An 18,271-nucleotide genomic window follows, 5' to 3' on the forward strand; every position below is an offset into this window, starting at 1 on the left:
GCCGACTCCCGGCGCTCCACGACCCCCAACGGAGGGACACAACCGGTTATCCACAGCCGCACTGCCGCCACCACCCACAATCCCCAGAACCCCGTTCGGCCGCCCGCCCCTCACCCCGCCTCCAGCAATGTTGGCCTCCCGAACAACCCACCCTCCCCGGAGCCCGACATGCACCGCCCCCTGGTCATCACCGAAGACCACGCCCTGCTCGACGACATCGTCCGCATAGCCGCCGCAGCCGGCGCCCAGCTCGACGTGGCCCACGTGCCCGCCCACGCCCGCCCGTTCTGGAACCTGGCCCCGCTGATAGCGGTGGGCGCCGACCAGGCGGACGCCGTGGCGGAGACCTCCCCGCCCACCCGAGACCAGGTCCTGCTGGTGACCCGAGCCGCCGAGGACCCGGACACCTGGCGAAAATGTGTGGCAGTGGGCGCGCAGGCCGTGGTGGCGCTCCCCGACGACGAACGCCACCTGGTGGAGCGGTTCGCCGACGCAGTGGAGCCCGACCCCCGTTCCGGCTCCGTGATCTGCGTGATCGGAGGCCGTGGCGGTGCAGGGTCGAGCGTCCTGTCGGCCTGCCTGGCCCTCCGCGCCTCGGGCGATCACCTTCGCACGCTCCTGGTCGACGCAGACCCGCTGGGCGGCGGCATCGACGCCCTGCTGGGCCAGGAGGAGGCGTCCGGAGCCCGCTGGGGAGACCTGGTGGCCCGCGAGGGCCGGATCAACTCCAGCGCACTCCAGGCGGCCCTGCCGTCGTTCGGCGACCTGTCGGTTCTGTCGTTCCACCGGGGTGACGTGGCGGCGATCCCGGCCCAGGCCATGCGGTCGGTCCTGGAGGCAGGCAGGCGTGGCTTCGACCTGGTCGTCGTCGATCTTCCGCGCCATCTCGACGCCGCCGCGATCGAGGCTCTCACCAGGGCCAAGACCACGCTCGTGGTGGCGACGGCGGACGTACGCGGCATCCTGTCGAGCGTCCAGGTGCTGAGCGAGACGCGCAAACACACCTCGGACATCCGCGCGATCCTCAGACCGGGTGTCCTCGACGACGACACCGCGGCGGCCTCCCTGGGCGTCCCCTCCGCCGGCACCTTGCCCGACCAGCCCAGACTCACCGCAACGCTCAACCGCGGCGAACTCCCCAAGCTCGGCCCCCGCACCGTGCTGGGCGCCCTCTGCACCACCCTCCTACGAGACCTCCTCCCCTCATGACCACCCGGCCCGCATCCCTCGTGCCCGCATCCCTCGTGCCCGCATCCCCCGTGCCCGCCTCTCCCGTGCCCGCACCCCACGAAGCCGCGTCACACAGAGCCGCGCTCCCCGGAGCCGCCTCCGACGGGTCGCCTGCATTCCCTCGACAGCTGCCCAGCCGCCAATCACCCCCTCTCCCGGCACCCCCTCGGCCAGCACCAGCTCCCTCCCCACCCCCTCGACCGGAACTCCCTCTGCCCCCATCCTCAGGAGCCGTCTCACCGGAGCTCGTGGAAGCGGTCCGCATACGCCTGGCCAGGGCAGGCGCGGAGCCCAGTGCCGCCCAGGTGGCGCTCGCGCTGCGTGCCGAGAAGTCCGTTTATGGCGACGCGGAGATCCTGGCGGTGGCAAGAGCCCTCTGCGCCGACCTCATGGGCGCCGGTCCGCTGGAGCCGCTCCTGGCCCGCCCCGACGTGACGGACGTCCTGGTCAACGGCCCACGGGAGGTGTGGATAGACGACGGCGGCGGCCTACGCCGCACTCAGGTCACCTTCGCGGACGACGGAGCCGTCCGCAGGCTGGCCCAGCGTCTCGCGTCCGCCGCGGGCAGAAGGCTCGACGACGCTTCCCCGTACGTCGACGCCCGGCTCGCGGGAGGCGTCCGCCTGCACGCCGTCCTCCCGCCGGTGGCGTCGGGCGGCACCTGTGTGTCGCTGCGCCTGCCGCCGCGCCGCACGTTCACCCTCGACGACCTGGTGTCGGCCGGTACGGTCACGCCGTCGGCGATCCCGCTGCTCACCGCCATGGTGTCGGCGAGGCTGGCGTTCCTGGTGACGGGCGGCACCGGCACAGGCAAGACAACGCTATTGTCAGCGCTGCTGTCCCTCGCCGACCCGGCCGAGCGTCTCCTCCTGGTGGAGGACTCGGCCGAGCTCCGCCCTCTCCACCCTCACGTGGTCCGCCTGGAGACCCGCCCGGCCAACCTGGAGGGCGCAGGCGGGGTGGGCCTCCGCGATCTGGTACGCCAGGCGCTGCGCATGCGCCCGGACCGCCTGGTGGTCGGAGAGGTCAGGGGAAACGAAGTAGTGGACCTCCTGGCGGCCCTGAACACCGGCCACGAGGGAGGCTGCGGCACCCTTCACGCCAACACCGCCGCCGACGTGCCGCCGCGCCTGGAGGCGTTGGGCTGCGCGGCGGGCTTGACCAGGGAAGCCGTACACAGCCAACTGGCCGCGGCCCTCGACGCCGTCATCCACCTGACGCGCGGCCGACCCGACGGCCGAAGGCGCGTAGCCGAGATCTGCCTGCTCACCCGGACACCGGCGGGTCTCGTCGAGTCCATCCCCGCCCTGACCTTCGACGCACAAGGCGATTCGCACACCGGCCCCGCCTACGAAGCCCTGTCAGCAAGGACCCGCCAGCAGGCCCGCCCCGGCGACACCACCGCCACACATGGACACGTCACCACGCACGGACACAACTCCGCGTACGGGCCCGCCCGCACGCGCGGACACATCGCGACGCACGGACCCGCCGCAACTTCACCGGATGCAGCACGATGACCACCGCTCTGATAGCCGCACTGTCCACAGCTCTGGCCCTCTGGCTGTGGACCGCCCCCGACAGCGCCACAACCCGCCTCACCCGGTTGACCACAGGCGGGCAGAAACCCCGACGCATCCCCCTGAGCAGACTGATCAGCCGCCCGACCCCCGCACGCCGCGCGGACTCCTGGCGCCGCGCGTCCATAGAGCTCTGCCAAGCCCTGTCCGCCGAACTCTCAGCCGGCCGCACCCCTGGAGAGGCCCTGACCAGAGCCGTCGCGGCCGTCGACCTCCCGAGCCCGGAAACCCTGCGCCCCGTGCTCGCGGCGGCGAGAGACGGCGGCGACGTCTCCGCGGCCCTGATCGCCGCAGCCCCACCCCAGGGCGGCGAAGGACTGCGTCAGTTGGCAGCCTGCTGGGAAGTGGGCGTCACGGTGGGCGCGGGCCTGGCGGCCCTGGTGGAACGGACCGCGGCCACGTTACGCACCGCTCAAGCCCACCGTCAGGACGTCGCAGCCCAACTGGCAGGCCCCCGCACCACCGCCAGACTCCTCGCCGTCCTGCCCGCCCTCGGCCTGTTGATGGCCGCCGGCCTGAACATGCACCCCTTCGACTTCCTGTTCGGCAGCCTGCCCGGCCTCATGTGCCTGACGGCAGGCATCGCCCTGGACGTCTGCGGCCTGTGGTGGACCAACCGCATGGCCGCCAAAGCACAAGCCTGACCCGACGAACCCACCTGCCTCACCCTGAGGGGTCACGCACCGCAACCTCGAAACCCTCATACCTCAGCCCGATATGGAGAGGACCGCCAGTTGATACAACAATTGTTGTCAGCCCTTCTCGCCGGCTTCGCCACCTGGCTCTGGTTCTCGCCCCGAACCCCGGCAGAGCGCCTCTCTCAACTACGTCCTCGTCCCACCCAGAAGGAACAAGCACAACCACCAGCAGGGCAATCCAACGACCCGACCTGGCTGATCGACACTCCACCACCCATCACCAAGAAGACCATCACCACAGCCGCATGCACCGGCCTGATACTCGCTCTTCTGGTAGGAGGCATTACCGGAATAGTCACAGGCATCCTCGCCACCCCGGCAATCGCCCTGTTCCTCCACAAGAAGCAACCGCGCCAATCTCAGCACGATCGTCGGCGAATCGCGGCCGACCTCCCGTTCGCCGCCGACCTGATGACAGCGTGTCTCCTCGCCGGACGCCCGGTGAGCGCCGCCACCGACATCGCCGCGAACGCGATCGGCGGCCCGCTCGGCCGGCGGCTCACCTGGGTCAGCACTCAGCTACGGCTCGGCGCCGACCCCGAGCCCACGTGGGCCGCCCTCGCCAAGGACCCCGCCACTGCCCAACTCTCCCGAGCCATGAGCCGAGCAGCCCAAAGCGGCGCTCCCGTGGCGGACGTCCTGACCCGCCTGGCCGACGACGCCCGCGAAACCGCCGGGGCCACCGCCGTAGCGTCGGCCAGAAGCGTAGGCGTAAAAGCAGTGGCCCCACTGGGACTCTGCTTCCTGCCGGCATTCGTCCTGCTCGGTATTATCCCGATAATAGCCGGCCTGGCCGCCACGATCATTCTCCCGTAACGCCGCACGGGCCTCAGCCGTCCAAAAGAACCAGCCGTTCACGAAGCGCCGAGATGTCATCTCCACCGAACCCCGCCGCGCGAAGACGATTCTCCACATCGAGCCCATCCAATGCGCCAAGAAGAGCAGCGCGGAGAGTGGTGTTCTTCCGGGCAAGAATCCCTCCGATTTCATCGGCCTGATCCTCCATCCCCAGTGCGGCGAACAGCGGGGGCAGACGATCCACGCTCACTTCGTAATCCGCGGCGATGTCATCAGGAGCGACCCCGGCCAGCGCCAGGAGCACCATGACGATGAGCCCGGTGCGATCACGCCCGAGCCCGCAGTGCACCAGCACCCCTCCCGGCTCGGCACGAGCGATGGCGGTCAGGGCAGCAGCGCAGCGCTGCGCCTTCCGCTCAAGGAACACCCGGTAGTAGAGGGGTGAGCCATCGAGCTCGTTCTCCCACAGATAGGCCCAGAACGCCGTATCCGCGGCGTCATCAAGGGGCACCCGCACAGTGGTGACGCTCGCCGGTCGCTCGCACAGGTCTCGCTGGTGCTCGTTGTCGTTACGCAGGTCGACAACGGTCCGAATGCCGTGCTCCACCGCCGCCGCCCAACCCGCGGCGGTGAGCCGTTCCGGATTGTCCGCCCGTACGACCGCCCCGGCCCGGATCAGACCACCACCAGCGACGGGGATCCCACCGAGATCGCGAACGTTGAAGCATCCCTCCCAATCAAGCCCCCGCTCACCAGCCGGCCGCCAGTTCCCACGCGCCGCACCCAAGACCGGCTCACTATCCGAACCACGATCGTCCATACGCCATGAGACGCCCCCGAGACTGATCTCGTTCTCCGCACCCGCATGGCATCTCCTCCACCCCGCCCGCAAAGCCACGCCTCCACCACCGGCAGAGCCGCCTCCACTGCAGGGAGGTACGCCGTCACCACGGACAGGGACACCCCCCACCGGCAGAGGCGCTCTCCCCACCTCCATGGCGAAGGGTGCCCTCCACCCGCCCGCAGGGACGGTCGACCCCGTCCGCAGGGACGGTCCACCCGCCCGCAAGGGATGGACGATTGCCACCACCCATCCACAAGCACCGCCAGCCGTCTCCCGCCTATCCACAGAACGCCGTTCGGCCCATCGGCCATCACCCCGCTTCGGCGAACCTAAGGACTCCCCGCCGGACAAGACCCCGGCCCCGAGCACCATCTGGAGGCACGATGCACAGTCCCGCCACCACGCCAGACGACATCAGAGCCGCCGCGAAACACAGCCCGCCCACGACCCCTCCCACCGAAACAGGCAAGATCGCCCATCCTCACCCCTCTGACTCGATGCACGCCCAGCCAGAGGACCGCAGTCAGACTTCACCCCAGAGCCGCCGTCGAATGCCCGAAAGCCGGAAGCCGCGCATCAGCCGATGGCTCCACTACGCGGCCGTCAACCGGCAGCGCGGCATGTCGACGGCCGAATACGCGGTGGGCACCATCGCGGCCTGCGCCTTCGCCGCGCTCCTCTTCAAGGTGGTGAGCAGCACGGAGGTCCAGGAAATGCTGACATCGCTCATCGACCGAGCACTCAACACCGCCACGGGATGATCGTCCGCCACCAGCGGACTTCCATGGGCGAGAAGCGGTCGGCATCGCGGGGCTCGGTCACGGCCGAGACCGCCGCGATGCTGCCCGCGCTCATGGTGGTCCTGGCCGCCGCGCTGTGGGCGATCCAAGCCGTCGGTGCCCAGTTCGAGTGCGTCGACGCGGCTCGTGCGGCGGCCCGGGCCGCCGCACGAGGTGAATCGCCGGATCAGGTCAGCGCCCGAGCCCGCGCAGCCAGCCGTCCCGACGCGCAGGTGACCGTGACGCGCGAGGCGAAGACCACACAAGTGCAGATCACCGTAGAAGTACGCCCACCATGGGCCCACTCCCTGCCACCTGTCCGCATATCCGCCACAGCCACCGCTGACACCGAACCCGGCCCTGCCCCTTAGAGCCGCTCATGCGCTGAAGCGACGCGGCGCCGATCAGCTGAGACGGGCCGCCATGAGGAACGGAGACCGCAGAAACATGCAGTCACTGATCAACACTAAGAAGACACTGATCAACACCAAGGAAAGAGGCTCAGCCACCATCTGGGGCGTGGCCCTCATGGGCCTCCTGATGACGGTCGCCACCGCGTTCGCCACGCTGGGCGCGGTACGCGCGGCGATCCACCGCGTCAACAGCGCCGCCGACCTCAGCGCCCTGGCGGCGGCCAAATACGCGATAGTCCATCCGGAGGAGGCCTGCGCCAGAGCCGCCGCCCTCGCCGCGCAGAACGGCGTGGAGCTTTCGCGATGCCGGCTCACCGACGAGATCGCCGACATCTGGACCTCTTCGCAGGTCTCGCTGCCGCTGTTGGGCACCCGCACGCTGACGGGCAGGTCCCGTGCCGGCCCGGCGACCACAGCCCCTTGATCGCATGACCCTGAGGCTGAGCACCACGGCCCTGCGAGGGTGCGGTGTCGAGGGCAGTCCTTACTGAGGAGGCAGGAGCGTGTCCAGGAGCCGGACGGCGCCTCGCTTGTCCAGGGGTTCGTTGCCGTTGCCGCATTTCGGGGACTGGATGCAGGAGGGGCAGCCGCGTTCGCACTCGCACGACACGATGGCCTCGCGCGTGGCGGTCAGCCAGTCCACCGCGCGGGCGTGGCCGCGTTCGGCGAATCCGGCGCCGCCCTCGTGCCCGTCGTACACGAACACCGTCAGCAGGCCCGTGTCGGCGTGGAGTTCGGTGGACACGCCGCCGATGTCCCAGCGGTCGCAGGTGGCGAACAGCGGCAGCAGGCCGATGGAGGCGTGCTCGGCCGCGTGGGCCGCGCCGCCGAGGTCGATGCCCGCCTCCGCGAGCGGCGCCACGGCCGAGGCGGGCAGCGTCCACCAGACGGCCCGGGTGCGGAGGGTGCGGGGCGGCAGGTCGAGGGGCTCGTCGCCGAGCATCTCTCCGGACTGGAGGCGTCGCTTCAGGTACGAGACCACCTGCCGGGTCACCTCCACCTCGCCGAAGTGCAGGGTTCCTGGGCCGAGGGGTTGGGAGCGCTGGGTGGCGAGGATGGAAATGTCGGTGATGTCGCGGGCGAACGTGGTGAAGTCCGGAGTGGCGCTGGACACCAGGGCGACCCCGGCCTCCAGATCGAGCAGTTCCACCAGGAAGGTTTCGCCCTGATGCAGGTAGACCGCGCCCGTGTGCACCGTGGTGTGGGCGGACGGCTCGTCGACGCTGCCGAGCAGGCGGCCGGTGGACGACTCCACGACCTGGATGGGGGCGCCCCCGCCGCCCCGGATGTCGGCGAGGTCGGTGGCTCGCTCCCGTCTCGTCCAGAACCAGCCCGCCGGGCGCCTTCTGAGCATGCCCTTGGCCACCAGGTCATCGAGGACGGCTGCCGTGGTGTCCCCGAAAACGGGCAGGTCGTCGTCGGTCAGCGGGATCTCGGCCGCCGCGGCGCAGAGGTGGGGGCCGAGGACGTAGGGATTGTCCGGGTCGAGGACGATCGCCTCGACGGGCCGGCCGAAGAGAGCCTGAGGATGGTGCACCAGGTAGGTGTCCAACGGGTCGTCCCTGGCGATCAGTACGGCGAGCGCGTCCCGGCCGTCCCTGCCCGCCCGGCCCGCCTGCTGCCAGAGGGAGGCACGCGTGCCCGGCCAGCCCGCGATCAGCACGGCGTCCAGGCCCGAGACGTCCACGCCGAGTTCGAGGGCGTTCGTGGAGGCCAGGCCCATGAGCGTGCCCGCGCGCAGGGCCTTCTCCAGGAGGCGGCGGTCCTCGGCGAGGTAGCCGGCGCGGTAGGCGGCGATCTTGTTGGGGAGCTCGGACCAGTCGGGTTGGTCGGGCATGTCGGGGAGTGCCCAGCTGAGGGAACTATCCGGAACCGCCCCTCTTTCCCGGCTCTCCTTCCCGAGCTCATCGGCAGCCGTGCGCTCGTCGCCACCCTTCTCGCCCGGCTCGTTACCGCTCTCCGCGCTGGGCTCGTTGCTGCCCTTCTCGCCGGGTTCGTTGCCGGCCTCCACGCCGGGTTGGTTGCCCGCCTTCTCGCTGGGTTCGTTGCCGCTCTCCGCGCCGGGTTGGTTGCCGGCCTCCGCGCTCGGTTCGTCGGCGCGCGCCGAGCTTCTCGTGTCGAGGTGGTCGGCGATCCCGGCCCGTTGCTCGGAGGCGGAGGCGTGGTGGTCGGCGGTCTGTTCCGGCGTGGCCGTCGCGTCCGAATGAGGTGTGCGGGGGAAGTGGTTCGAGAGGGAGAAGGCGACGTCGGCGAGTTTGGCGCGGGCCGTCAGGGCGACCGTTTCCGCGCCGCGGCGGGAACGGACGAAGGCGAGCGTGCGGACGTCCGCCAGCACGAGGTCGGCCAGCAGGTCAGCCGCTTCCGCCGTGGCCGTCCGTCGCACCGGTGCCCCTCCCTCGCCCCGCAGCTCCGTCAGGGGCGGCTCCCACAGCGCGATGGTGGTCGCGCCCTTGGGCGAGGCGTCCACCGTCACCTCATGCATCTCAAGCCCCGTGAGTCTCATCGCGAACGCCCCCGGCTCGCTGGCCGTCGCCGACGCGAGCAGGAAGGTGGGGCTCGAGTTGTACCGGGCGCAGACCCGGCGCAGGCGGCGCAGGATCTGGGCCACGTGGGAGCCGAACACGCCGCGGTAGCCGTGGCACTCGTCGATGACGATCATGCGCAGCCGGCGGAAGAACGTCGACCATTGCGCGTGCCGGGGCAGGATGCTCCGATGCAGCATGTCCGGATTCGTCAGGACGTAGTTGGCGTGCTGGCGTACCCACGTACGCTCCTCGAACGGCGTGTCTCCGTCGAAACAGGCGGCGCGCAGCTGGGTGACGCGCAGCTCGCGCAGGCCGCGCAGCTGGTCGGCGGCCAGCGCCTTGGTCGGCGTCAGGTAGAGGACCGTGCCGCCGTCGAGGCAGGCGGCGACCGCCGGCGTCAGGTACGCCAGCGACTTCCCCGAGGCCGTTCCTGTGGAAATGATCACGTTTCGGCCACGAAATGCCAGGTCGGCGGCCTCGTACTGGTGAGGCCACAGTCCGGTCACTCCCCGGTTCGCCAAGCGCGTAACAAGCACTTCTGGCGTCCATTTGGGCCAATCGACTTGACCGGCCTGACGTGCTGGAACATGCTCCACATGGGTGACGCGCTCATGACGTGCGGGAACACCAAGCAGGTGGCGGAGGAGTGGACCTGCCTGTTGTGGGGAGGATGCGGAGGAAGTCACTGTTTCCAGTCTTGCATCGATGGGCAAAGTCGCCGGGAATCGTGATTTCGTATAGACGTAAGCCAGACGCGTGGTTGAATGCCGCGCGTCAGGGTCGGACGATCTGGGGCCACGCTCCAGATTGCCAGGCCCAAGAGAGTACTTTCGCAGGCGAGGCGCTGGAGGATCTGTGGATCTGAAGTTGGATCACCGCACCGAAGACCGACTCACCATCGTGGAGGTCGAGGGTGAGATCGATGTCTACACGGCGCCGAGATTGCGTGAGCTCCTGATCGACCTGGTCAACAAGGGCAACTTCCACCTTCTCGTCAACATGGAGAAGGTCGACTTCCTCGACTCCACGGGGCTTGGAGTCCTGGTCGGGGGGCTCAAGCGGGTGCGCGCGCACGACGGCTCGCTCGAGCTTGTCTGCACGCAGGAGCGCATTCTGAAGATCTTCCGGATCACCGGTCTGACCAAGGTCTTCGGGATCTACGCTTCGGTCGACGAGGCCAAGGAAGCTCACGGCAAAGACAAGTAGCATGGCTACCGTCGAGCTGACGTTCAGCGCTCTCCCCGCGCACGTGCGGACCGCACGGCTGGTGGCGACGGCGATAGCCCGCCGCACCGGCGTGGAGGAGTCCCTGCTGGACGAGGTCAGGCTCGCTGTGGGTGAGGCGTGTTCCCGGGCAGTCGAGGCGCACCGCGTCCACTGTCCGGGCGAGCCCATCCGCATCGAGCTGCGTGACGATTCCGGGCGCTTCGAAGTCACGGTCAGCGATCAGGCCCCGAGCGACGAGATCCAGCAGGAGCAGCCGCTCGATCTGGGCATGCTCTCTGACTCGTTCATGTCGGGGTTCGGCATCGCGGTCATCGCGGGCCTCGCCGACGACGTCGAAGTCTTTCCCAGCCCCAAGGGCACCAACATTCGCATGAGCTGGCCCGCGCCCCAGTAGATTCGCTTGTCTGCCTCCGTCTGTGGTGGCGGGGTGCGGTGGCCTTCCGCCGTTCGTGGCGGAGGTCCATCCATCTGTTACGGCTCCGCCCCAGCCGGCGCCACCCGCCGTCCGTGGCCGGTGGCCTCCAGGGAGACGCCCGCTGACCCGCACGTGCCCGGCCGCCGTCACGGCGCCCGGGCACCATGCCTTCCGTCCCGGCTGACCGTGAACGTATCGCTGCATTCGTTCACGGGCTGAGCATCCGCTGGGCGCCAGTTCAGTGCCTGCCGAGCATCCGATGAGCAGTCGTTGAGCGACGTCGGATGACGTTGGACGATGTCGAGTGACGTTGGGCCCGGCACCGTTGACCACCCATGGCGGCCCCACGGGCGGGCACCGTCGGCACGTGCTGGGGCGTTGTTGGGCGAGCGCCGTCGGCACGTGCGCGGGCGCTGCGGGGCGGGCGCCGCTGGCACGTGCTGGGGCCGTCGTCGGGCGGGCGCCGTCGACACGTGTGCGGCCGTTGTCGGGTCCGCGCTGTCGGCACGTGCGCGGGCGTTGTCGGGTGGGCGCCGTTGAAGATGCGCTGGGCGCCGCTGGGTCGTGCGTGCTGGCCTGGCGAGCGCTCTACGACGTCCCCGCAGCACCGACGACCACCCACCTGCGGGAGTTCCGGAGCGGTGCGCGGAGGGTCGGCGACGGGGCACGCGCGCGTCCCTGCGGTATCGGGCCTGGTGCCTCGCCTGAAGGAAGAATTACGGTCAGGCCAGATCGGGATGTTTTCGTGACCGGAAACCCGGGGAAATTTCACCTGTCAGGCCGCAAACCGGGCCGCGGTCAGGGGATTACTAGACGCACGCACAAATAGCCACCTCGAGAGCCTTCATATCCGTCTAGTGCCTGCGTAGACTCCCGGCACCGGCCAAGGTGATCCGGCGGAACGCGGATTCAACCGGAAGCGGCACCCACAACCCGGATGGTGCCGCAACACCCGCCGAGGAAAACTGCAGCACCGCCCGGGCAGGACGACCGGTCTTGCCGAGGAGAACGATGAGCAGGCACATGCTGGCAGCGGAGCCAGCGTCCAATCTGGCCCTGAGCGGAAACAATCTCACCATCGTGATCGTGGTCGCCGCGGTCGCACTGATCGCACTAGCCGTCGCAGGCGGCCTGGTGCGCGAGGTGCTGGCCGCCGGCCAGGGCACCGAGCGCATGCAGAACATCGCGCGTGCCGTACAAGAAGGCGCGGCCGCGTATCTCACACGTCAGTTCCGCACGTTGGCGATCTTCGTCGTCGTGATTCCCTTTCTTCTGCTCCTGCTACCTGGAGAGATGGACGTCCGCATAGGACGTTCGATCTTCTTCGTGTTCGGGGCGGCGTTCTCCGCCCTGACCGGGTTCATGGGCATGTGGCTGGCCGTGCGCGGAAACGTGCGCGTCGCCGCCGCGGCCAACGAATCGGGCGAGAAGCGCGCCATGCGCATCGCGTTCAGGACCGGCGGCGTGGCCGGCATGTTCACCGTGGGCCTCGGCCTGCTGGGCGCGGCCGTGGTCGTGTTCATCTACCAGGGCAACGCGCCCGGCGTGCTCGAAGGGTTCGGGTTCGGCGCGGCGCTGCTGGCGATGTTCATGCGCGTGGGCGGCGGCATCTTCACCAAGGCCGCCGACGTCGGCGCCGACCTGGTCGGCAAGGTCGAGCAGGGCATCCCCGAGGACGACCCGCGCAACGCGGCCACCATCGCCGACAACGTGGGCGACAACGTCGGCGACTGCGCCGGCATGGCGGCCGACCTGTTCGAGTCGTACGCGGTCATGCTGGTCGCCAGCCTCATCCTGGGCAAGGTGGCCTTCGGCGAGCAGGGGCTGGTCTTCCCCCTGATCGTCCCGATGATCGGCGTGATCACGGCGATCATCGGCATCTTCGTCACCCGGATGCGCGATCGCGACCGCAGCGGCATGGCGGCGATCAACCGCAGCTTCTTCATCTCGGCCGCCATCTCGGCGGTCCTCGTGGCGGTGGCCGCGTTCGCGTACCTCCCGAGCAGCTTCAGCGGCCTGACCGGCGCCGCCGTGCAGTCCGACGCCGACCCGCGCCTCATCGCCATCGGCGCGGTGCTCATCGGCCTGGTTCTGGCCAGCGCGATCCAGCTGCTGACGGGCTACTTCACCGAGACCACCCGCCGCCCCGTACGCGAGATCGGCGAGAGCTCGGCCACCGGCCCGGCCACGGTCATCCTGGCGGGCATCAGCGTCGGCCTCGAGTCGGCCGTCTACTCGGCTCTCGTGATCGGCGGCGCGGTCTACGGCGCGTTCCTGCTCGGGTTCGGGAACGTGACGATCGCCCTGTTCGCGGTGGCCCTGGCGGGCACCGGCCTGCTGACCACGGTCGGCGTCATCGTGTCCATGGACACGTTCGGCCCGGTCTCCGACAACGCCCAGGGCATCGCCGAGATGTCGGGTGACGTCGAGGGCGAGGGCGCCCGCGTGCTCACCAGCCTGGACGCGGTCGGCAACACCACCAAGGCCATCACCAAGGGCATCGCCATCGCCACGGCCGTGCTCGCGGCGACCGCGCTGTTCGGCGCGTTCCGCACGTCGGTGGAGGCCGAGCTGGCCGCGGCCGGCGCGGACATCAAGTCGGCGCTCGGCGCGTTCTCCACCTTCAACCTCGGCGTCGACCAGCCGAACGTCCTGGTCGGCCTGGTCATCGGCGCCGCGGTCGTGTTCCTCTTCTCGGGCCTCGCGATCATGGCGGTCGGACGGGCAGCGATGCGCGTGGTCTTCGAGGTACGCGACCAGTTCCGCAACAAGCCGGGCATCATGGACGGCTCGGAGAAGCCGGAGTACGGCCGGGTCGTCGACATCTGCACCCGCGACTCGCTCCGGGAGCTGGCCACGCCGGGTCTGCTGGCGGTCATGACGCCGATCGCGGTCGGGTTCGCACTCGGGTACGCGCCGCTGGGCGCCTACCTCGCGGGCGCCATCGCGTGCGGCACGCTCATGGCCGTCTTCCTGTCGAACTCGGGCGGCGCCTGGGACAACGCCAAGAAGCTGGTCGAGGACGGCCACCACGGCGGCAAGGGTTCCGAGGCGCACGCGGCCACGGTCATCGGCGACACGGTCGGCGATCCGTTCAAGGACACGGCGGGCCCGGCCATCAACCCGCTGATCAAGGTGATGAACCTGGTGGCGCTGCTGGTCGCCCCGGCCGTGGTGATGTACGCCGGCAACCCGGCCGTCCGCATCACCGCCACGGTGGTGGCGGTGGCCGTGGTGGTGGGCGCCATCGTGGTGTCGAAGCGGCGGTCCGTGTCCTCCGAAGCGACCAACGACAACAACGACGAGCGGGAGCACGCTCCGGTCGCGTCGTAGCCGGTCACATGTGAGGAGAGACGCCCGCCCCGCTGCTCGGGGGCGGGCGTCTCGCCGTCCCAAGGGACCGGGCGCACCGGCTGTGCGGGTGGGCGCGGGAGCGTGGGGTGGCGGTGGGAAACTGGGCGCGTGAACGATGACAAGCGGCCCAGCGGCGCCAAGACGCTGGGCTTCATTCTGCTCGGGATGCTCGTCATCCTGGCCGCCATAGTCGCGCTGGCCATCTGGGCATCGAGGACGGGGTGATCCGGTGCGGACGTTGATCGTGCTGCGGCACGCCAAGGCCGCCCAGGTCCCTGGCCTGGCCGACCGGGAGCGCCCGCTGACCGAGCGGGGCGAGCTGGACGCGAGGCGGGTGGGCGACGAGATCAGGGCCGCCGGGCTGAGCCCCGACGTGGTGCTCTGCTCGCCGGCGGTCAGGACCAGGCGCACCGCCGAGCTCGCGTTCCCCGAGGCGGAGATCAGTTACGAGCGGGACATCTACGAGGCGTACCCCGACGACCTGCTGGAGCTGATCCGCCGGGCCGATCCCGAGCTGGGCACGGTGGTGCTCTGCGGGCACAACCCGGGCGTGCACGAGCTGTCGCTGGGGCTGGCGGGAGGCGACTACGTGTTCCGGCCGGGGGCGTTCGCGGTGATCGCGGTGAAGTCCCCCTGGGCGGAGCTGTGGCCGGGTGAGGGCCGCCTGATCACGCGCTGGGACCCCAAAGAGGACTGATCGCAGAGAGAGCCCCCGGAGACACCGCAGAGAGAACCGCGGAGAGTGCGTGTTACGCGCCACGACCCCACGGAGAGGTGACCGTGGACGTCACGCCGTCCTCCGCGTCGGCCGCCTCGACCTCGTCCCGCGAGATCCCCAGCAGATAGAGGATCGAGTCGAGGTACGGCGTGTTGACCGCCGTGTCGGCCGCCTGCCGCACCACGGGCTTGGCGTTGAAGGCCACGCCCAGCCCGGCGGCGGCGATCATGTCGAGGTCGTTGGCCCCGTCGCCGATGGCCACCGTCTGCGAGATCGGCAGCCCGGCCTCCTTCGCGAACCGCTCCAGCGCCCGCGCCTTGCCCGGCCGGTCCACGATGTCGCCGACCACCTGGCCGGTCAGCCGCCCGTCGATGACTTCGAGGACGTTGGCCGCGGAGTAGTCGATCCCGAGCTCCTCCACGAGCCCGTCGGTGATCTGCGTGAATCCGCCGCTGACGATGGCGAAGCGGAAGTCGAGCCGCTTCAGGGTCCGCACGAGGGTGCGCGCGCCGGGCGTGAGCACGACCTCCTTGCGCACCTCCTCGAAGACCTCGGCGGGCAGGCCCTCCAGCAGCGCCACCCGCCGCCGCAGCGACTCCGCGAAGTCCAGCTCGCCGCGCATGGCCTGCTCCGTGACGCCGGCGACCTCCTCCAGGCACCCGGCGTGGGCGGCCAGCAGCTCGATGACCTCGCCCTGGATGAGCGTCGAGTCGACGTCCATGACGATGAGCCGCTTGGCCCGCCGCGACAGGCCGGTGCGCTGCACGGCCACGTCCACTTCCTGGATGGCCGCCTCAGCGGCCAGCTCCACCCGCAGGGAGCCCGGGTCGGCGCCGGAGACGGACAGCTCGATGCAGGTGACGGGCCACTGGGCGAGGCGCTCGATGCGGTCGATGTTGGCGCCGGCGGCGGCGATGCGCCCGGCGATGCCCGCGATGGCGGCGGGCTGGAGCGTGGCGCCGAGCACGCTGACCGACAGGCGGCCGCGACGGCGGTGCTCCTTGGCCTGCGAGCCGGTGGACAGCTCGACCTCCATGCCGAGGTCCTCGGCCACCCGCTCGACGGCGGTCCACATGGCGCCGAGCGTGGTGCCGGTGCCGCTCGAAGGGCCGCCGGCGTACGCGACGAGCACGCCCAGCGTGAGCCGGCCGCGGATGACGACCTGCTCGATGTCCGCCACCGTCACGGGAAAGGCGGACAGGACGGAGAAGAGCCTCGACGTGACGCCCGGCCGGTCGGGGCCGGTCAGGGTGATCAGGAGGGTGCGCTGGTCCACATCGAGCCACGGTACTGCGCCCGGCCCGATGCTCGCGAAGCAGGTCGGGCATTCGGGGCCGGGTCGCGGGGTGGGACGGGCGTCAGCGGACGACCTTGGTCTTGACGGTCTTGGCGTAGCCGTGCTCGGGGATGCCGAGGCGCTGGAGCTCTTCCTTGCTCATGTTCTCCATGCCGGTCTGGACGTCATAGGAGATCACGCCGAGCTTCGCCGACTGGGTGCCCTTCGCCGACTTCTTCAGCTTCATCTCGAAGATCATGGCGATGGAGTCGCCCTTGTTGATGATCTTCGGCACCAGGCAGTAGATCGCACGGCCCTCCACGCCGCATTCGGTGCCCTTGACGCTGGAGCGGAAATAGACCTTACGGAGGTCGGCGCTCTTGGGCAGTTGGCCGCCGACGAAGTACGCGTCGGCCTCGTAGGGCCCCGTGTTGGTGGCCACGATGGTGTACTCCAGCTTGCCGCCGGGCTTGGCCTTCTTCGGCCCCTTCACGGCGACTTTGAACACAGAGAACGCGCCGTCGGCCGCCGTCGTGGCGCTGGCAGGAACAGCCGGTACGAGCAGGGCTCCCGCCAGCAATGCCAGCGAGGCGACCTTGATGGATTTACGCATTGAACGTCTCCGGTGAGGAAGCGGGCACGGGGCCGCACAAGCACTGAGCCCCCGTAAATGTCCGCTGTTCCTACCATGAATGCAAAATCTATGTAAAGGCTATTTCCTCAGTATCAGATGGGTGTCGCCGAACTCGTGCCACAGATATCCCTTCCGTAGCGCATCCTCGTACGCGCGTGCCAGTGCCTTCTCGCCCGCGATCGCGGAGAGCATGAGCAGGTGGCTGGAGCGCGGCTCGTGCAGCCCGGTGATCAGCCCCGTGACGGCCCGTACCCCGATCTCGGGGGTGACGACGTGCCGGGTCCAGCCCGCCGCGGCGGACACGAGCCCGTCAGGGCCGGCCGCCGTCTCCAGCGCCCGTACGACGGTCGTCCCCGCGGCCACCACCCGGTTGCCGCTCTCGCGCGCCAGGTTGACCAGCCGCGCCGTGGCCGCCGGCACCGCGTACCGTTCGGCGTAGGGCGGCTCGTCCTTCTCCGGCGAGGCCACCCCCGTGTGCAGGGTGATCGGCGCGATCCCGACGCCGCGCGCCACGAGCGCCGTCACCAGCTCCGCGGTGAACGGCCGCGCCGCGCTCGGCATCTCCGCGCTGCCCGGCACGGTCGCGAACACGGTCTGGTACGCCTCGATCGGCCAGTCCTCGCTCACGTACGAGTAGCGGATCGGCGCCCCGTATGCCCGCAGGTACGCCTCCACGTCGCGGTCCAGCGCCGCCCGCCACAGGCGCGGCGTCTCCCGCTCGATCAGCCGCAACGTGGCCCGCCCCGGCAGCGGCAGCCACTCGCCCGCCTCGCCGCCCGCGTAGGGCTCGGAGGCCGTGGCGGTGCGGCGGCGCAGCTCGACCAGCCAGGTGCCGTCCTCCCTGGCGGTGGAGAAGTGCACGGCCAGCCGGTCGAGCCGGACGGCCGCGGGCAGGGTCGCCGAGTTGTTCACCACGATCAGGTCACCGGGGTCGAGCAGGCCCGGCAGGTCGCTGAAGTGGTGGTGCGTGGGGGCGAGGTCGCCGCGCGAGACCATGAGGCGTACCGCGTCCCTGGACATCCCCCTCGCCTCTGGAGGCTCGCCCGCCGACAGGCCGGGCGGCAGCGCGAAGTCGAGCGCGAGCGTCATTGCAGGCTCACCTTCCCGCTGGCCGGGCGGGCCTTGACCAGGTCGTGCAGCGCGGTGGCCACCTTGGCGGGGTCGGCGGCGGACGCGGCCTCCTCGGCGCCGACGGCGTCGGCCAGCATGCGGGTGTTCATCTCGCCCGGGTCGACCCACCAGACGCGCAGGCCGGGCTCCTCGGCCGCGAGCACGTTCGACAGCTGCTCCAGGGCGGCCTTGGTGGCGCCGTAGCCGCCCCAGCCCTCGTACGCGCCCGTCGCGGCGTCGGAGGTGACGTTGACGACGGCCCCGCCCGCCGCGCGCAGGGCGGGCAGCGTGGCCTGGAGGAGGGCGAGCGGGGCGGTCACGTTCGTCTCCAGCAGCGTCCTGAACGCCTCCAGCGGATAGCCCGCCAGCGGCGGCAGCGGGGTCACGCCGAGGTCGCTGGCGTTGTTGACCAGCAGGTCGAGCCGCGGGGCCGCCTGCGCGAGCCGCTGGACGTGCCCGGCCTCCGTCACGTCGCCGGGGATCGCGGTGGCGCCCAGCTCGGCCGCGACCCGTTCCAGGTCGGCCGCGCCTCGGGCGGTCAGGACGAGGTTCCAGCCCGCGCCCGCCAGCGACCTCGCCAGGGCGAGGCCGAGGCCGCGGGAAGCGCCGGTGATGAGTGCGGTGTTCGTCATGGCTCCGACGCTAGGAAGGCGGCGCGCGACGCACATCG

17 protein-coding genes are annotated in these 18,271 nt (G+C 70.3%); 11 read left to right on the forward strand and 6 right to left on the reverse strand.

Annotated features, from left to right (window positions below):
- Positions 1-168 precede the first annotated feature (168 nt).
- The 4 genes from ssd (at position 169) to FH608_RS53185 (ending at position 4,324) form a co-directional block, all read left to right on the forward strand.
- Positions 169-1,209: a septum site-determining protein Ssd gene (gene ssd, locus FH608_RS35975; protein ID WP_139634839.1), complete on the forward strand. Its 1,041-nt coding sequence runs from the start codon at positions 169-171 to the stop codon at positions 1,207-1,209.
- Between the two features lie 269 nt (positions 1,210-1,478).
- On the forward strand, positions 1,479-2,750 hold the full coding sequence (locus tag FH608_RS35980; protein ID WP_226900198.1) for a TadA family conjugal transfer-associated ATPase: 1,272 nt from the start codon (positions 1,479-1,481) through the stop codon (positions 2,748-2,750).
- Complete coding sequence (locus FH608_RS35985; protein WP_139634840.1) at positions 2,747-3,454, forward strand: type II secretion system F family protein; 708 nt, start codon at positions 2,747-2,749, stop codon at positions 3,452-3,454. Before FH608_RS35980 ends, FH608_RS35985 begins: the two co-directional genes overlap by 4 nt.
- 90 nt (positions 3,455-3,544) lie before the next feature.
- Positions 3,545-4,324, forward strand: coding sequence for a type II secretion system F family protein (locus FH608_RS53185; RefSeq protein ID WP_226900199.1), 780 nt, complete (start codon positions 3,545-3,547; stop codon positions 4,322-4,324).
- Between the two features lie 13 nt (positions 4,325-4,337).
- Here FH608_RS53185 and FH608_RS35995 read toward each other — a convergent pair whose 3' ends face one another.
- Positions 4,338-5,126: a tyrosine-protein phosphatase gene (locus tag FH608_RS35995; protein ID WP_139634841.1), complete on the reverse strand. Its 789-nt coding sequence runs from the start codon at positions 5,124-5,126 to the stop codon at positions 4,338-4,340.
- A gap of 575 nt (positions 5,127-5,701) precedes the next feature.
- On the opposite strand from FH608_RS35995, the gene FH608_RS36000 reads away from it, so the two are divergent.
- The 3 genes from FH608_RS36000 (at position 5,702) to FH608_RS36010 (ending at position 6,766) form a co-directional block, all read left to right on the forward strand.
- Positions 5,702-5,911, forward strand: a complete 210-nt coding sequence (locus tag FH608_RS36000; protein ID WP_139634842.1) for a DUF4244 domain-containing protein — start codon at positions 5,702-5,704, stop codon at positions 5,909-5,911.
- Positions 5,908-6,300: a TadE family type IV pilus minor pilin gene (locus FH608_RS36005; RefSeq protein WP_226900200.1), complete on the forward strand. Its 393-nt coding sequence runs from the start codon at positions 5,908-5,910 to the stop codon at positions 6,298-6,300. The genes FH608_RS36000 and FH608_RS36005 overlap by 4 nt, the downstream gene beginning before the upstream one ends.
- A gap of 76 nt (positions 6,301-6,376) precedes the next feature.
- A complete protein-coding gene (locus tag FH608_RS36010) occupies positions 6,377-6,766 on the forward strand; it encodes an Rv3654c family TadE-like protein (protein ID WP_193318819.1) in 390 nt (129 codons plus the stop codon).
- 60 nt (positions 6,767-6,826) lie between these two features.
- Here the strand turns inward: FH608_RS36010 and FH608_RS36015 are convergent, their stop codons facing one another.
- A complete protein-coding gene (locus tag FH608_RS36015; protein WP_264372937.1) occupies positions 6,827-9,313 on the reverse strand; it encodes a DEAD/DEAH box helicase in 2,487 nt (828 codons plus the stop codon).
- 409 nt (positions 9,314-9,722) lie between these two features.
- On the opposite strand from FH608_RS36015, the gene FH608_RS36020 reads away from it, so the two are divergent.
- The 4 genes from FH608_RS36020 to FH608_RS36035 all read left to right on the forward strand — a co-directional run bounded on the left by FH608_RS36020 (position 9,723) and on the right by FH608_RS36035 (position 14,560).
- Positions 9,723-10,073, forward strand: a complete 351-nt coding sequence (locus FH608_RS36020; RefSeq protein WP_043629845.1) for an STAS domain-containing protein — start codon at positions 9,723-9,725, stop codon at positions 10,071-10,073.
- Position 10,074: 1 nt separating this feature from the next.
- A complete protein-coding gene (locus FH608_RS36025; RefSeq protein ID WP_139634845.1) occupies positions 10,075-10,488 on the forward strand; it encodes an ATP-binding protein in 414 nt (137 codons plus the stop codon).
- A gap of 1,032 nt (positions 10,489-11,520) precedes the next feature.
- Positions 11,521-13,842, forward strand: a complete 2,322-nt coding sequence (locus FH608_RS36030) for a sodium-translocating pyrophosphatase (RefSeq protein WP_139634846.1) — start codon at positions 11,521-11,523, stop codon at positions 13,840-13,842.
- A gap of 250 nt (positions 13,843-14,092) precedes the next feature.
- The gene (locus FH608_RS36035) at positions 14,093-14,560 is read left to right on the forward strand and encodes a SixA phosphatase family protein (RefSeq protein ID WP_226900202.1); all 468 of its coding nucleotides are present in this window, start codon (positions 14,093-14,095) and stop codon (positions 14,558-14,560) included.
- A gap of 52 nt (positions 14,561-14,612) precedes the next feature.
- Here FH608_RS36035 and serB read toward each other — a convergent pair whose 3' ends face one another.
- The 4 genes from serB to FH608_RS36055 all read right to left on the reverse strand — a co-directional run bounded on the left by serB (position 14,613) and on the right by FH608_RS36055 (position 18,233).
- Complete coding sequence (gene serB, locus FH608_RS36040) at positions 14,613-15,857, reverse strand: phosphoserine phosphatase SerB (protein WP_139634847.1); 1,245 nt, start codon at positions 15,855-15,857, stop codon at positions 14,613-14,615.
- Positions 15,858-15,939: 82 nt separating this feature from the next.
- Positions 15,940-16,470 carry a hypothetical protein gene (locus FH608_RS36045; RefSeq protein ID WP_139634848.1) on the reverse strand — a complete coding sequence of 177 codons (531 nt, stop codon included), beginning with the start codon at positions 16,468-16,470 and terminating at the stop codon, positions 15,940-15,942.
- A 99-nt stretch (positions 16,471-16,569) separates the two neighbouring features.
- On the reverse strand, positions 16,570-17,580 hold the full coding sequence (locus tag FH608_RS36050; RefSeq protein WP_139634849.1) for an S-adenosylmethionine:tRNA ribosyltransferase-isomerase: 1,011 nt from the start codon (positions 17,578-17,580) through the stop codon (positions 16,570-16,572).
- Positions 17,577-18,233, reverse strand: a complete 657-nt coding sequence (locus FH608_RS36055; protein ID WP_139634850.1) for an SDR family NAD(P)-dependent oxidoreductase — start codon at positions 18,231-18,233, stop codon at positions 17,577-17,579. Before FH608_RS36055 ends, FH608_RS36050 begins: the two co-directional genes overlap by 4 nt.
- Positions 18,234-18,271: the final 38 nt, after the last annotated feature.

The sequence above is a fragment of the Nonomuraea phyllanthi genome (assembly GCF_006334985.2).
Taxonomy (GTDB): Bacteria; Actinomycetota; Actinomycetes; order Streptosporangiales; family Streptosporangiaceae; genus Nonomuraea; species Nonomuraea phyllanthi.